This is a genomic window from Micromonospora sp. DT31 (genome assembly GCF_049841795.1).
GTDB lineage: Bacteria > Actinomycetota > Actinomycetes > Mycobacteriales > Micromonosporaceae > Micromonospora.
Genome location: NZ_JBNCKZ010000001.1, coordinates 705,861 through 718,256, shown reverse-complemented (window position 1 = coordinate 718,256; position 12,396 = coordinate 705,861). Strand labels below are relative to the sequence as shown.

14 protein-coding genes are annotated in these 12,396 nt (G+C 72.7%); 9 read left to right on the top strand and 5 right to left on the bottom strand.

Features of this window, described 5'->3' with window-relative positions; genetic code table 11:
- Positions 1 to 768, bottom strand: coding sequence for a lysophospholipid acyltransferase family protein (locus ACLQ2X_RS03200; RefSeq protein WP_425679386.1), 768 nt, complete (start codon positions 766 to 768; stop codon positions 1 to 3).
- 221 nt (positions 769 to 989) lie between these two features.
- On the opposite strand from ACLQ2X_RS03200, the gene ACLQ2X_RS03195 reads away from it, so the two are divergent.
- Both ACLQ2X_RS03195 and cydB read left to right on the top strand, forming a co-directional pair.
- Positions 990 to 2,405 carry a cytochrome ubiquinol oxidase subunit I gene (locus ACLQ2X_RS03195; protein WP_425679385.1) on the top strand — a complete coding sequence of 472 codons (1,416 nt, stop codon included), beginning with the start codon at positions 990 to 992 and terminating at the stop codon, positions 2,403 to 2,405.
- A 16-nt stretch (positions 2,406 to 2,421) separates the two neighbouring features.
- Positions 2,422 to 3,420 (top strand): cytochrome d ubiquinol oxidase subunit II, encoded by a 999-nt coding sequence (gene cydB, locus ACLQ2X_RS03190; RefSeq protein ID WP_425679384.1) that lies wholly within the window; start codon positions 2,422 to 2,424, stop codon positions 3,418 to 3,420.
- A gap of 68 nt (positions 3,421 to 3,488) precedes the next feature.
- Here cydB and ACLQ2X_RS03185 read toward each other — a convergent pair whose 3' ends face one another.
- Positions 3,489 to 4,190, bottom strand: coding sequence for a hypothetical protein (locus tag ACLQ2X_RS03185; RefSeq protein ID WP_425679383.1), 702 nt, complete (start codon positions 4,188 to 4,190; stop codon positions 3,489 to 3,491).
- Positions 4,191 to 4,256: 66 nt separating this feature from the next.
- The gene (locus tag ACLQ2X_RS03180) at positions 4,257 to 4,721 is read right to left on the bottom strand and encodes a peroxiredoxin (protein WP_425679382.1); all 465 of its coding nucleotides are present in this window, start codon (positions 4,719 to 4,721) and stop codon (positions 4,257 to 4,259) included.
- 88 nt (positions 4,722 to 4,809) lie between these two features.
- Between ACLQ2X_RS03180 and ACLQ2X_RS03175 the strand changes: the two genes are divergently transcribed.
- Both ACLQ2X_RS03175 and ACLQ2X_RS03170 read left to right on the top strand, forming a co-directional pair.
- Positions 4,810 to 5,202 carry a YciI family protein gene (locus tag ACLQ2X_RS03175; RefSeq protein ID WP_425679381.1) on the top strand — a complete coding sequence of 131 codons (393 nt, stop codon included), beginning with the start codon at positions 4,810 to 4,812 and terminating at the stop codon, positions 5,200 to 5,202.
- A gap of 19 nt (positions 5,203 to 5,221) precedes the next feature.
- On the top strand, positions 5,222 to 6,451 hold the full coding sequence (locus ACLQ2X_RS03170) for an RNA polymerase sigma factor (protein ID WP_425679380.1): 1,230 nt from the start codon (positions 5,222 to 5,224) through the stop codon (positions 6,449 to 6,451).
- Positions 6,452 to 6,509: 58 nt separating this feature from the next.
- On the opposite strand, the gene ACLQ2X_RS03165 is transcribed toward ACLQ2X_RS03170, so the two are convergent.
- Positions 6,510 to 7,709 (bottom strand): macrolide family glycosyltransferase, encoded by a 1,200-nt coding sequence (locus ACLQ2X_RS03165; RefSeq protein ID WP_425679538.1) that lies wholly within the window; start codon positions 7,707 to 7,709, stop codon positions 6,510 to 6,512.
- Between the two features lie 122 nt (positions 7,710 to 7,831).
- On the opposite strand from ACLQ2X_RS03165, the gene ACLQ2X_RS03160 reads away from it, so the two are divergent.
- A complete protein-coding gene (locus tag ACLQ2X_RS03160) occupies positions 7,832 to 8,416 on the top strand; it encodes a TetR/AcrR family transcriptional regulator (protein ID WP_425679379.1) in 585 nt (194 codons plus the stop codon).
- 52 nt (positions 8,417 to 8,468) lie between these two features.
- On the opposite strand, the gene ACLQ2X_RS03155 is transcribed toward ACLQ2X_RS03160, so the two are convergent.
- Positions 8,469 to 9,302, bottom strand: coding sequence for a patatin-like phospholipase family protein (locus tag ACLQ2X_RS03155; RefSeq protein WP_425679378.1), 834 nt, complete (start codon positions 9,300 to 9,302; stop codon positions 8,469 to 8,471).
- 78 nt (positions 9,303 to 9,380) lie between these two features.
- Here ACLQ2X_RS03155 and ACLQ2X_RS03150 point away from each other — a divergent pair, with 78 nt between their 5' ends.
- The 4 genes from ACLQ2X_RS03150 (at position 9,381) to ACLQ2X_RS03135 (ending at position 12,341) form a co-directional block, all read left to right on the top strand.
- Positions 9,381 to 10,109, top strand: coding sequence for an SDR family NAD(P)-dependent oxidoreductase (locus ACLQ2X_RS03150; RefSeq protein ID WP_425679377.1), 729 nt, complete (start codon positions 9,381 to 9,383; stop codon positions 10,107 to 10,109).
- Between the two features lie 436 nt (positions 10,110 to 10,545).
- On the top strand, positions 10,546 to 11,397 hold the full coding sequence (pdxY, locus tag ACLQ2X_RS03145) for a pyridoxal kinase PdxY (protein ID WP_425679376.1): 852 nt from the start codon (positions 10,546 to 10,548) through the stop codon (positions 11,395 to 11,397).
- Positions 11,398 to 11,448: 51 nt separating this feature from the next.
- On the top strand, positions 11,449 to 11,925 hold the full coding sequence (locus ACLQ2X_RS03140; RefSeq protein WP_425679375.1) for a helix-turn-helix transcriptional regulator: 477 nt from the start codon (positions 11,449 to 11,451) through the stop codon (positions 11,923 to 11,925).
- 5 nt (positions 11,926 to 11,930) lie between these two features.
- On the top strand, positions 11,931 to 12,341 hold the full coding sequence (locus ACLQ2X_RS03135; RefSeq protein ID WP_425679374.1) for a VOC family protein: 411 nt from the start codon (positions 11,931 to 11,933) through the stop codon (positions 12,339 to 12,341).
- The last annotated feature ends 55 nt before the right edge of the window (positions 12,342 to 12,396 follow it).

Genomic DNA, 12,396 nt, shown 5'->3' with positions numbered 1-12,396 from the left:
TCAGACCCGGTGGCGGCGGTGCGCGCGGCCGGGGTCCACCGGGCGGCCCGGGTCGACGTGCCGCGGCTGGTCGGGCTCGTCGGGCCGCAGCGGCGCCAGGGCGTCGGTGATCGCGTCGATGATCGCGTCGGTGGCCTGCCGGGCGCCGCCGGGGGAGTTGCGGGGCAGGTCGTGCAGCGGCACCGGGTCACCGAAGTGCACCCGGATGACCGGCCGCCGGGCCAACGCCCGGGCCAGGCCGCGCAGCATTCCCCGGGGCGCCCGATAGGGCAGCACCTCGTGGGAGCCCCACTGGGCGACCGGCACGACGGTGGCGCCGCTGGCGAGAGCGAGGCGTGCGGTTCCGGTGCGGCCGCGCTCGGGCCACATGCCCGGGGCGATCCCGATGCGCCCTTCCGGGTAGACCAGCACCACCGAGCCGGCGGCCAGCGCGTCGGCGGCGGCCTCCAGCGAGCGGTGCACCGCGGCGGTGCCCCGGTCGACGCGGATGTGCCCGGCGTGGCGCATCAGCGCCCCGACCACCGGGGCGCGGAACAGCCCGCCGGTGGCCATGATCCGGGGGGCGACGCGCCGGGCCCGGCAGGCGGCGGCGAGCACCAACGGGTCGAAGGGGCTGATGTGGTTGGCCGCCAGGATCAGCGGACCGCGGCGCAGTGCGTCCGGCACGTCGCCGGTGACCTCAAGCCGGCCGAGTAGTCCGACGGCGGCGCGGGCGAGCGTCTGCGCGCCCCGCCACAGCAGCGGCGCGCGCCAAGGGGTGCTGTTCATCAGTCCTGGATGATCGCACGCGTGCGGCGGTCGGGGCACCGGCCCGGCTGCGCCGCGCGGCGCAGCCGGGCCCTGCGGCAAGAGGTGATCAGGGCCCTCCGGCAAGGGTGATCAGGGTCATTGGTCCCGGGTCCCTTGAGGCCGTGCGGCCCTGCTGCTTCCGCTACGACGCCGAGTAGTATCTACTACGTCTCGTAGTATGCGCAGCTGGGGGTTAACTGGTGGACGCGTTGGACGTCGCCCGCTGGCAGTTCGGTGTCACCACCGTCTACCACTTCTTGTTCGTGCCGTTGACCATCGGCCTGTCGGTGCTGGTGGCCATCCTCCAGACCATGTGGTATCGCACCGGAAACGAGCGGTACCTCAAACTCACCAAGTTCTACGGCAAGCTATTCCTGATCAACTTCGCGATGGGTGTGGTCACCGGCATCGTGCAGGAGTTCCAGTTCGGCATGAACTGGAGCGACTACTCCCGTTTCGTCGGCGACATCTTCGGCGCCCCGCTGGCCATCGAGGCCCTGGTCGCCTTCTTCCTCGAATCCACCTTCATCGGCCTGTGGATCTTCGGCTGGGACCGGCTGCCCAAGCGGCTGCACCTGGCCGCGATCTGGGCCGCCGCGATCGGCACCAACCTGTCGGCGTACTTCATCCTCGCCGCGAACTCGTTCATGCAGAACCCGGTCGGCTTCCGGATCAACCCGGACAGCGGCCGCGCCGAGCTGACCGACTTCGTCGCCGTGCTCACCAACAAGGTCGCCCTGGTCACCTTCCCGCACACCCTCGCCGGGGCGTTCCTGGTCGCCGGCTCGCTCGTGGTGACCGTCGGCCTGTGGCACATGATGCGCAACCGCGACAGCCCCGACACCGGCGCCTACCGCTTCGCCACCAAGCTCGGCTCCTGGGTGGTCCTGATCTCCTCGGCGCTCGTCGTCATCACCGGCGACATCCAAGGCAAGATCATGACCGAGGTGCAGCCGATGAAGATGGCCGCCGCCGAGGGCCTCTACACCACCGAGAGCCCCGCCTCGTTCTCCGTGCTCACCGTCGGCAGCCTCGACGGCAGCCGGGAACTGTTCGCCGTCAAGATCCCGTACCTGCTGTCGTTCCTCGGCACCGGCGACCCCAACGGCACCGTGCAGGGCATCAACGACCTCCAGGCCCAGTACGCCAGCCAGTACGGCCCCGGCAACTACGCCCCGATCATCCCGGTCACCTACTGGAGCTTCCGCTTCATGATCGCCTTCGGGTTGGCCGCCGCCGCTATCGCCCTGCTGGTGCTCTGGAGCCAGCGCAAGGGCCGCACCCCGACCAGCAAGTGGCTGCTGCGCGCCGGCCTGGTCATGCCCGTGCTGCCGCTGCTGGCCAACTCCTTCGGCTGGATCTTCACCGAGATGGGCCGCCAGCCCTGGATCGTCTTCGGCGAGATGCTCACCCGCGACGGCGTGTCCCGCACCGTCTCCCTCACCGAGGTGCTCACCTCCTTCACCGCCTTCACCGTCATCTACGCGGTCCTCGCGGTCGTCGAGTTCAAGCTGTTGGTCCGCTACGCCCGCGCCGGCGTACCCGACCTCACCCCGGAGACCGACGACGACACCGACGACGACGACGCCGAGCGCCCGTTGGCGTTCGCCTACTGACCCCGGAGCCCTCACCGTGGAACTGACTACCGTCTGGTTTCTCCTCGTGGCCGTGCTGTTCACCGGCTACTTCATCCTCGAAGGCTTCGACTTCGGCGTCGGGATGCTGCTGCCCGTGCTCGGCCGCGACGACAGGCAACGCCGCGTCATGATCAACACGATCGGCCCGGTCTGGGACGGCAACGAGGTCTGGCTGATCACCGCCGGCGGCGCCATGTTCGCCGCCTTCCCCGAGTGGTACGCCACCCTGTTCTCCGGCTTCTACCTGCCGCTGCTGCTCATCCTGCTCGCGCTGATCGCCCGGGGCGTCGCCTTCGAGTACCGGCACAAGCGGCCCGAGGCGGCCTGGAAGCGCCGCTGGGACCTGGCCATCTTCTGGGGTTCGGCGGTGCCCGCCGTGCTGTGGGGAGTGGCGTTCGCCAACATCTTCCGCGGCGTGCCCCTGGACGCCGACCACGAGTACGTCGGCGGCCTGTTCAACCTGCTCAACCCGTACGCGCTGCTGGGCGGCCTGACCACCCTGGGGCTGTTCCTCACCCACGGCGCGGTGTTCCTGGCGCTCAAGACCACAGGCGACATCCGCGAGCGCGCCGCCGCCCTGGCGGTCAAGCTCGGCGTCGGCACCGCCGTGGCCGCCGTGGCGTTCCTCGGCTGGACGCTGACCATCCGCTCCAGCGCCGTCGCCGTCGTGTTCGCCGTCGGCGCCGCCCTCGCCCTGCTCGGCGGGCTGGCCGCGGCCAAGGTACGCCGGGAGGGCTGGGCGTTCACCGGCACCGCCGTGGCCATCGCCCTGGCCGTGGCGACCCTGTTCGCCGCGCTGTTCCCGAACGTGATGCCGTCCACCCTCGACCCGGCCGGCACGCTGACCGCCACCAACGCCGCGTCCACCCCGTACACCCTGAAGATCATGACCTGGGTGGCGGTGGTGTTCACCCCGATCGTGCTCGCCTATCAGGGATGGACGTACTGGGTGTTCCGCCGCCGAATCGGGGTACAGAACATTCCGCGACACTGATCGAACCTGTGGGCGCAGGGGTAACGCGGGGCCGGTGCGAGGGGGTCGCACCGGCCCCGCGGGGCGTCTCACCGCGCCTCGCGCAACTCCGCCAGCCGCGCCTCGATCTCCGCCAGCTCGGCGCGCAGCTTCTCCGCCTGCTGCTCCGCCTCGGCCCGCTCCGCGGCCATGATCTGCTCCACCGCCTCCTGCACCCCCGGCACGTCGACCAGCGCCACCATCCGCAGTGCCTCGGCCGGCTTCACCACGTACGGCCGGGCCAGCGCCTTCGCGCCCTGCTGCGCGGCGACGGTCCACTCGCCCTCGGCGTAGGCCAGCGTCACGGTCAACCCGGGCGGGGTCTTCGGTTTCGCGGCCTTCGCCGCCCGCTTCGCCGGCTTGGCGTCCGCCGGTGCCGGCTCCGCCTTCGGCTCCTCCGTCTTCGGCTCCTCCCGCCGGGGCGCCGGCACCCGCGGCGCGTCCAGCACGAACTCCGGCGCCGGTGGCACCGGTGGCTGCTCCGGCTCCGGCTTCGCCTCGGCGGTCGCCCGCCGGCCGGCACCCTTCGGCGCGATCGCCACGTCGGTGGGGGAGAAGGGCAGCTCGTCGCGGCCGAACCGCACCACCACGAACTCCTCCGACGCCGCCGGATCGGTCAGCTCCACCACCTGCCCGAGCTGACCGGCCATCTGCCCGGCCGCCTCGGTGAACACCACCCGGGGTTTGCGGCCCGCGGCCAGCGCCTCCCGGATCCCCTGAACCTCGTCAGTGGACAAACCCTGACCCGCCATCACGCCCTCTTCCGTACATCTGTTTGACTGCGGTCTTGATACCAGCCGGCTGCGACACCGCGGCGGTCAGCCCCCGAGGGCCCGCAGCGCGGCGTCGGCGTGCTCGTTCATGCTCAGCTCGCTGTGCACCACGGCCAGCACCCGCCGGTCCGGGCCGATGACGAACGTCATCCGCCGCGTGCTCAGCGCGCCCAGCGGCAGCCGCCGCCGCACCCCGAACGCGTCCGCCACCGCCCCGTCGACGTCGGACAGCAGCGGATAGTCGAACCCGTGCCGGCGGGAGAACTCCGCCTGCCGCTGCACCGGGTCGCGGCTGATCCCCACCCGGGTCGCGCCCACCGCCGCGAACTCCGCCGCGAGATCCCGGAAGTGGCAGCTCTCCGCCGTGCACCCGCGGGTCATCGCCGCCGGGTAGAAGAACAGCACCACCGCTCCGGCGGCCAGAAACTCCGACAGCCGCCGTGGCGTGCCCGTCTGGTCCGGCAGCGTGAAATCCTCGACCAGGTCACCGACACCCATCGCGTTACTCATGAGGCGAGGATATGTAGACATCGGCGATCCGGCTCCGACGTACCGGCGAGCGACGGAAACCGCCGTCGACCGACACGAGGGAACGACAGTGAAGTACGTGATCATGGTCCACTCGAATCCGCAGCCGTGGGGCCACCCCACCTCCGAATACCTGGCCGACCACCAGGACCTGCCCGCCGAGGTACGCGATCGGCTCAACGCCGACTTCGAGCAGGTGATGAACGAGTTGCACGCCAACGGCGAACTGCTCGGCGGCGAGGCGCTCGGTGACCCGTCGGCCGCCCGGCTCTACCGGTGGCGCGACGGCGCGCCCCTGGCCACCGACGGCCCGTACTCCGAGGCCAAGGAACACCTGGCCGGCTTCTTCCTCATCGACGTCGAGGACGCCGCCCGCGCGGAAGCCGTCGCCGCGAGGTTCACCGGCCCGGGGGAGACTGTCGAACTGCGGCCCCTGATGTGGCCCGGCGGCGCCGATCAGTAGCGGACCGCCGCTCGCGGACGTGTGGCGCCGGGAGGCGCCGCACGTGCGCGGCGCGCTGCTGCGCCGCTACGGCCGGCCCGACGCCTGCGACGACGCCCTGCAGGACGCGGCGGAGGCGGCCGCCGCCCGGTGGCCGCTCACCGGCGTCCCCGACGATCCCCGGGCGTGGCTCATCCGGGTCGCGTCACGACGGCTGATCGACAGGCTGCGCGCCGACTCGGCGCGGGTCCGCCGCGAGACCCTGGACGCGGCTCGGCAGCCCGACGCCGGCATCGCACCGGCGGCCGACGACACACCCGCGACCGGCGACGACGACACGCTGCGGCTGCTGTTCCTCTGCTGCCACCCGGCCCTGAGCCGCCCGTCGCAGGTCGCGCTGACGCTGCGCGCGGTGGCGGGCCTGCGCACCGAGCAGATCGCCGCCGCCTACCTGGTGCCGGCCCGCACCATGACCCAGCGCCTGCACCGGGCCCGTGCGACCCTGCGCGCGGCCGGCGCCCGGTTCACCATGCCGCCGCCGCACGCACTGCCGGAGCGGGTGGCCGCCGTGCTGGACGTGTGCCACCTCGTGTTCAGCGAGGGCTACGCCCGCACCTCCGGGGACCAGCTCCTCGACGTCGAACTCGCCGAGGAGGCGATCCGGTTGACCCGGCAGGTCCACGACGCGCTGCCCGAGCACCACGAGGTCACCGGCGCGCTGGCGCTGATGCTGCTCACCCACGCCCGGTCACCCGCGCGCACCGACGCCGCCGGTGACCTCGTGCCGCTTGCCGACCAGGACCGCTCACGGTGGCACGGCCACCTCATCGACGAGGGTGTCACGCTGCTCGGCCACGCCCTGCCCCGCGGCCCGGTGGGCCGCTACCAGCTCCAGGCGGCCATCGCCGCCGTGCACGCCGAGGCACCGACCTTCGAGGCCACCGACTGGCTCCAGATCAGCGTCCTCTACGACATGTTGAGCCGGGTCGCCCTCACCCCGTTCGTCACCCTCAACCAGGCCGTGGCCGTGGCCATGGCGCACGGCCCCGCGCTCGGGCTGGCCCTGCTCGACCCGCTGCTCGCCGACCCGGCGATGCGCCGCCACCACCGCCTGCACGCCGTCCGCGCCCACCTGCTGGAGCTCGGCGGCGACCCGACGGCCGCCGCCGAGCACTACCGCACCGCGGCCGCGCTGACCGGCAGCCTTCCCGAACAGCGCTACCTCAACCGGCGGCTCGCGCACCTGCGCCGGCAGCACCCCGGGGCGTAACCCGACGCCCGCGCGCCCGGCACCTGCGGTGGCCGTGTGCGGGAGGCAGGGCGGCGGTTCACCCGCCGCTCGCCCGAGGCCGCCCGGCGGGGTCGCCGGCCGCGCCGAGTTCGACCTCGATCAGGTCGGCGGCCCGGTCGGCGCCTCCCGCCTCCCGGGCCTGCCGCCTCAGCTCGGCGCTGCGGGCGAACACGGCGGGGTCCGTGGTGAGGGCGAGCAGCGTCTCGCGCAGCTGCGCGGCGGTGACGGTGGCCGAGTCCACGACCCGGGCGACGCCCAGCGCGGCCAGTTGTTCGGCGTTGGCGAACTGGTCGACCGCCTGCGGGACGGCGATCATCGGGGTTCCGCAGTAGAGGCCTTCGCTGCTGCCGCCCATGCCGGCGTGGGTGACGAAGGCGTCGGCCTGTTGCAGCACGGCCAGTTGCGGCACCCACCGGTGGACCTCGACGCTGTCCGGGACGGCACCGAGCTCGGCGGGGTCGACGTGGCCGCCGATCTGCAGGACGGTGTGCCAGCCGGGCAGGTCACCGAACGCGGCGACGCAGCGGCGGTAGAACTCGGGCTGCCTGGTGAACGCGGAACCCAGGGAGACCAGCAGCACCTTCTCGACGCCGTCCGGACGTGCCCAGGACCCCTGGTCGGAGCGGTCGCCCAGGACCGGGCCGACGAAGCTGTAGACCGACCGGTCCACCCGGTCGGCGTGGGGCTGCAACGCCTGCGGTGGCAGCACGAGGCCGCGCGCCGGGCGCCCCTGGAAGGCGATGCTGTCGGTGACCGACGAACCCTGCGCGGTCAGCCACTCCTCGAACCGCCGGTAGTACTCGGCGCCGCGCGGGTCGGCCCGCATGGCCTCGACGACGGGTGCCGTCTCCTGCTCGTAGCCGTCCCAGGCCACGAACGTCGAGGACAGCTGGATGGCCGGAACTGCCCACTGTTCGCCGAGTAGCCGGGCGGGCGCGCCGGCGATGTCGTAGAGGAAGAGATCCGGCCGGTCGTCGGCGTAGGCGGCACGCAACTGCGGCAGCATGGCTATGGCGTCGTCGAGGAAGAGGGTGAGCTGCTCGATCGGGTCGTCGGTGCCGGCGCCACCGTCGCGGGGAAGCGTGGTGTCGTAGGGCTTCAGTTCGGCACCGGTGCCCTCGACGACCTCGGCGAAGGTGGGGTCGTTGGCGTAGGTGACCCGGTGGCCGCGCCGCACGAGCGTCCGAATGATCTCCAGGCTCGGGTTGACGTGTCCGTGGAACGGAATGCTGACCATGGCGATGTGCGACACGGGGTCTCCTCAAGCTCCGAGACGGAACGTTCCGTCTCGCCATAAGAAGAGCACGACACCGGGCGCCCGTCAAGACGAGACGTTTCGTCTCGCGATAGGGTGGTGGAGTGACTCCACAACCCGCCCGCCGCAACGAGCAGTCCCGCCGCGCGATCCTCGCCGCCGCCCTGGAACTGCTGACCGAGACCGGCTACTCGGCCGTGACCGTCGAAGCGATCGCCGCCCGCGCCGGCGTCGGCAAACAGACCATCTACCGCTGGTGGCGCGGCAAGGGCCCGGTCATCCTCGACGCGCTCGTCGACAACATGCCGGCGGTCCTCGCCCTGCCCGACACCGGTGACCTACGCGCCGACCTGCGCCAGGTGCTGCGGGCCACGGTCGCCGAGTTCGCCGACCCACGGCTGTCCGCCACCACCCGCGCCCTCACCATCGAGACCCTCGCCGACGAGGAACTGGCCGACCAGGTGCGCGACCGCCTGCTCCGCCCCCAACTGAACGCGGTCCGCACCCGCCTGGCAGCCGCCCGCGACGCCGGCCAGGTCCGCACCGACGCCCCCCTGGACCAGGTGGTGGAGCTGCTGTTCGGCCCGCTCTACCACCGCTGGCTGCTGCGCACCGGCCCGCTGACCGACGCCTACGCCGACAGCATCGTCGACCTGACCGTCGCCGCCGTCACACCGCCCGGCACGTGACACCGCGACGTCACCGGGCGTCCGGTGCGCTCGACCGCCGGCCGCGCGCCCGTCACGCCCAGACCGCCGCCACCTCACCGGCCACCTCCGCGGCCTGCGCGAACCCGGCCCGCGCCGACGCCGCCCGCCGCGCCGGATCCAACACGTTACGCCCGATCGCCGCCCGCGCCGCCCGGTCCGGCGACACCACCGCCACCCGCGCCCCCGCCGACCGCAACGCCGCCACCTGCGCCGACAACCGCGGCATCGGCCCCACCGCGGCGCGCGTCGGCGCCAGCACCACCACCTGCCCGCACCCCGCCGCCAGGTCGGCGTTCACCGGTGAGCGGACCCCGCCGTCGACGTAGCGGCGGTCGCCGACCGTGACCGGCGGCCACACCCCCGGCACCGCACAACTCGCACCCACCGCGTCGACGAGCGACACCCCCATGTCCGCGTCGAACACCACGAACTCACCGGAGACCGCGTCGACGGCGGTGACCAGCAGCCGCCGCGCCGGCCACCGGTCCGACGGCAGCCGCGCCGCGATCACCGCCCGCCGCGACTGCTCCGACGGGGTACGCGCCGACAACGCCAACGCCCCCAGCCGCGCACGGGCCCGCGCCGCGTCCCGACCCCGCCCACCGGCCCACGCCCACCGCGCCAACACACCCACGCCCAGCCGCGCCGGCACCTCGTCGCGTGGCGGGCGCAACTGCGCCGCGTACCACTGCGGCAGCGGCACCCCGGAACACACCTGCGCCCCGACCACCGACCCCGCCGACGTGCCCACCACCAGATCCGCCTCGTCCAGCGACAGCCCCTGACCGGCCAGCCCGGCCAACAACCCCAGCTCCCAGGCCACCCCGGTCACCCCACCGCCACCCAACACCAGCGCCCGCCCCATGTGACCGTCCTCTCTGCACCGCGGGGACCGCCCCGCCCACGGTAACGTCACCCGTACCACGAGGAGGGGAGCAGGGCATTGACCTGCGTCACCATCGTCACCGGGGGAGGACGCGGCATCGGTGCCGCCACCGTACGCCGACTCGCCGCCGACGGCCACGACCTGGTGATCGGCTACCGCGGCGACCACGCCGCCGCGGAAGCCGTGGCCACCGACGTGCGCGCCGCCGGCCGACGCGCCGTCACCGTCGCCGCCGACACCACCGACCCCGAACAGGTACGCCGGATCTTCGCCGCCGCCGAGCAGCTCGGCCCGCTCACCGGCCTGGTCAACAACGCCGGCGTCACCAGCCCGATCGGCCCCTTCACCGACCTGCGCCTGGCAAACCTGCGCGAGGTCGTCGACGTCAACCTCATCGGCTACGTCCTGTGCGCCCAGGAAGCGGCCCGGCGGCTCACCCACGGCGGGGCCATCGTCAACGTCTCCTCCGCCGCGGCCACGCTCGGCTCACCCGGCGAGTACATCCACTACGCCGCCGTGAAGGCCGCCACCGACACCCTCACCATCGGCCTGGCCAAGGAACTCGCACCACGCGGCATCCGGGTCAACGCCGTCGCCCCCGGCATCATCCGCACCACCATCCACGCCCGCTCCGGCGTGCCCGACCGCCCCGACACCGCAGCCGGCCGCATCCCGCTGGGCCGCGCCGGCCACCCCGAGGAGGTCGCCGGCGCGATCGCCCACCTGCTCGGCCCGGACGCCTCCTACACCACAGGCGCGGTGCTACGCGTCTCCGGCGGCCTCTGACCGGCCGCGGCCCGGGGCCACCGCCCCAACACCTGCCGCGACAGGGGAGAGGCCACCATCACCCCACCACCGAACCCCATGATCGCCACCCCGATCGCCGTCTACCCCGTCCCGAAATGAGCGATCAACGAGTTCTTGTACACGCTCGTCGCATACACCTGCCCGATACACAGGTGGATCGCCAACGCGGCCGGGGGAATCAGCCACCGGCTGTACCCCGGCGGCGCGACCGTGTGCCGACGATCGAGTGCGGAAAGCACATTGCTTCCTCCGTTCAGATGGCGGGAACACCCCGTTCATCCCCCACCACACGCAGCACCCAAACCCGGCGATCGCCCGACGGTCGAAACCCTGAGTCCAACGGCCCCCGCCACGCCCGCCCGTCACCGGCACACCACCACCGGTCACCCCGGCACCGGGATGCGACGATGACCCGGTGAAGATCCTGTCCATCCAGTCGTCAGTCGCCTACGGCCACGTCGGCAACTCCGCCGCCGTGTTCCCCCTCCAACGCCTCCGACACGAGGTCTGGCCGGTACTCACCGTGCACTTCTCCAACCACACCGGCTACGGTGCCTGGCGCGGCCCACTGCTCGCCCCCACCGACGTCGCCGACGTCATCAACGGCATCGACGACCGCGGCGTACTCGGCACCGCCGACGCCGTCCTCTCCGGCTACCAGGGCGACCCCGCCGTCGGCGCGGTCATCCTCGACGCCGTCGCCCGGGTCAAAGCCGCCAACCCCGCCGCGCTCTACTGCTGCGACCCCGTCATGGGCGACGTCGGCCGCGGCATGTTCGTCCGCCCCGGCATCCCCGAATACCTGCGCGACACCGTCGTACCCCGCGCCGACATCGTCACCCCCAACCAGTTCGAGCTGGAATTCCTCGCCGACCGCCGCACCGACACCCTCGACGAGCTGCTCGCCGCCGTCGACGCCGTACGCGCCACCGGCCCGGCCCACGTCCTGGTCACCAGCGTCCTGCACGGCGACCTGCCCGCCGACCACCTCGACGTCGTCGCCGTCTCCGACGCCGGCGCCTGGGCCGTCACCACCCCGCTGCTGCCGATCGCCCCCAACGGCGGCGGCGACGTCACCGCCGCCCTCTACCTCGCCCACCTCGCCACCACCGGCTCACCCGCCACCGCCCTGCAACACACCACCAACTCGATCTACGCCGTACTCGAAGCCACCCTCACCGCCGGCACCCGCGAACTCCAACTCGTCGCCGCCCAGGACGCCATCGCCGACCCACCCACCCGGTTCACCGCCCGCCGGCTGCGCTGATCACCGACACACCCCCACGCCTGGTGGACCACCCGCCGACCACCAGGCACGATGCAACACGTGCAACCCGACCGGCCGGCCACCGACGACCCCGCGTTCACCCAACGCCTACGTGACCTCACCCGGCTGCGCCGCGTCCGCGACCGCATCGACCGCGAATACGCCACCCCTCTCGACGTCGACGCCCTCGCCCGCGGCGCGCACATGTCCGCCGGCCACCTCAGCCGCCAGTTCCGCCAGACCTACGGCGAATCCCCGTACGCGTACCTCATGACCCGCCGCATCGAACGCGCCATGGCCCTGCTCCGCCGCGGCGACCTCAGCGTCACCGACGTCTGCTTCGCCGTCGGCTGCCAGTCCCTGGGCACCTTCAGCACCCGCTTCACCGAACTCGTCGGCGAACCACCGAGCGCCTACCGCGCCCGCCACGCACCCGCCACCGCCGAACCACCCCCGTGCCTGACCAAACAGGCAACCCGACCGATCAGGAATCGAGAAGCCCGCACCAGCCCACCGCCACTAGCGTGACCAGCATGACCATCACCATCCACTACGCGTTCCTCCCGCACACCGACGCCGACGCCGCCATCGCCTTCTACCGCGACACCCTCGGCTTCGACCTGCGCAACGACGTCGGAAGCAACAACATGCGCTGGCTCACCGTCGGGCCGCCCGACCAACCCGAGACCGGCATCGTCCTGCACCCCCCGGCCGTCGACCCGGGCATCACCGACGACGAACGCCGCACCATCCTCGAACTCATCGCCAAGGGCAGCTACGCCGCGCTCACCCTCGCCACCGACGACCTCGACGGCCTGTTCGACCGCCTCGTCGCCAGCGGCGCCGACGTCGTCCAGGAACCCACCGACCAGCCCTACGGCGTCCGCGACTGCGCCTTCCGCGACCCCACCGGCAACCTCATCCGCATCAACGAGCGACGCTGACCCACCCGGCGGCCCCACGCCCGGATCCAGAGGGCGGAGGCCGCCGGCTCGCTCG

Bases quoted from the DNA above. Each gene is read 5' to 3' on its own strand.
- ACLQ2X_RS03200 (WP_425679386.1), bottom strand. From the start codon at position 768: ATGAACAGCACCCCTTGGCGCGCGCCGCTGCTGTGGCGGGGCGCGCAG.
- ACLQ2X_RS03155 (WP_425679378.1), bottom strand. From the start codon at position 9,302: ATGGGGCGGGCGCTGGTGTTGGGTGGCGGTGGGGTGACCGGGGTGGCC.
- ACLQ2X_RS03135 (WP_425679374.1), top strand. From the start codon at position 11,931: ATGACCATCACCATCCACTACGCGTTCCTCCCGCACACCGACGCCGAC.
- ACLQ2X_RS03185 (WP_425679383.1), bottom strand. From the start codon at position 4,190: ATGGCGGGTCAGGGTTTGTCCACTGACGAGGTTCAGGGGATCCGGGAG.
- ACLQ2X_RS03140 (WP_425679375.1), top strand. From the start codon at position 11,449: ATGCAACACGTGCAACCCGACCGGCCGGCCACCGACGACCCCGCGTTC.
- ACLQ2X_RS03165 (WP_425679538.1), bottom strand. From the start codon at position 7,709: ATGGTCAGCATTCCGTTCCACGGACACGTCAACCCGAGCCTGGAGATC.
- ACLQ2X_RS03180 (WP_425679382.1), bottom strand. From the start codon at position 4,721: ATGAGTAACGCGATGGGTGTCGGTGACCTGGTCGAGGATTTCACGCTG.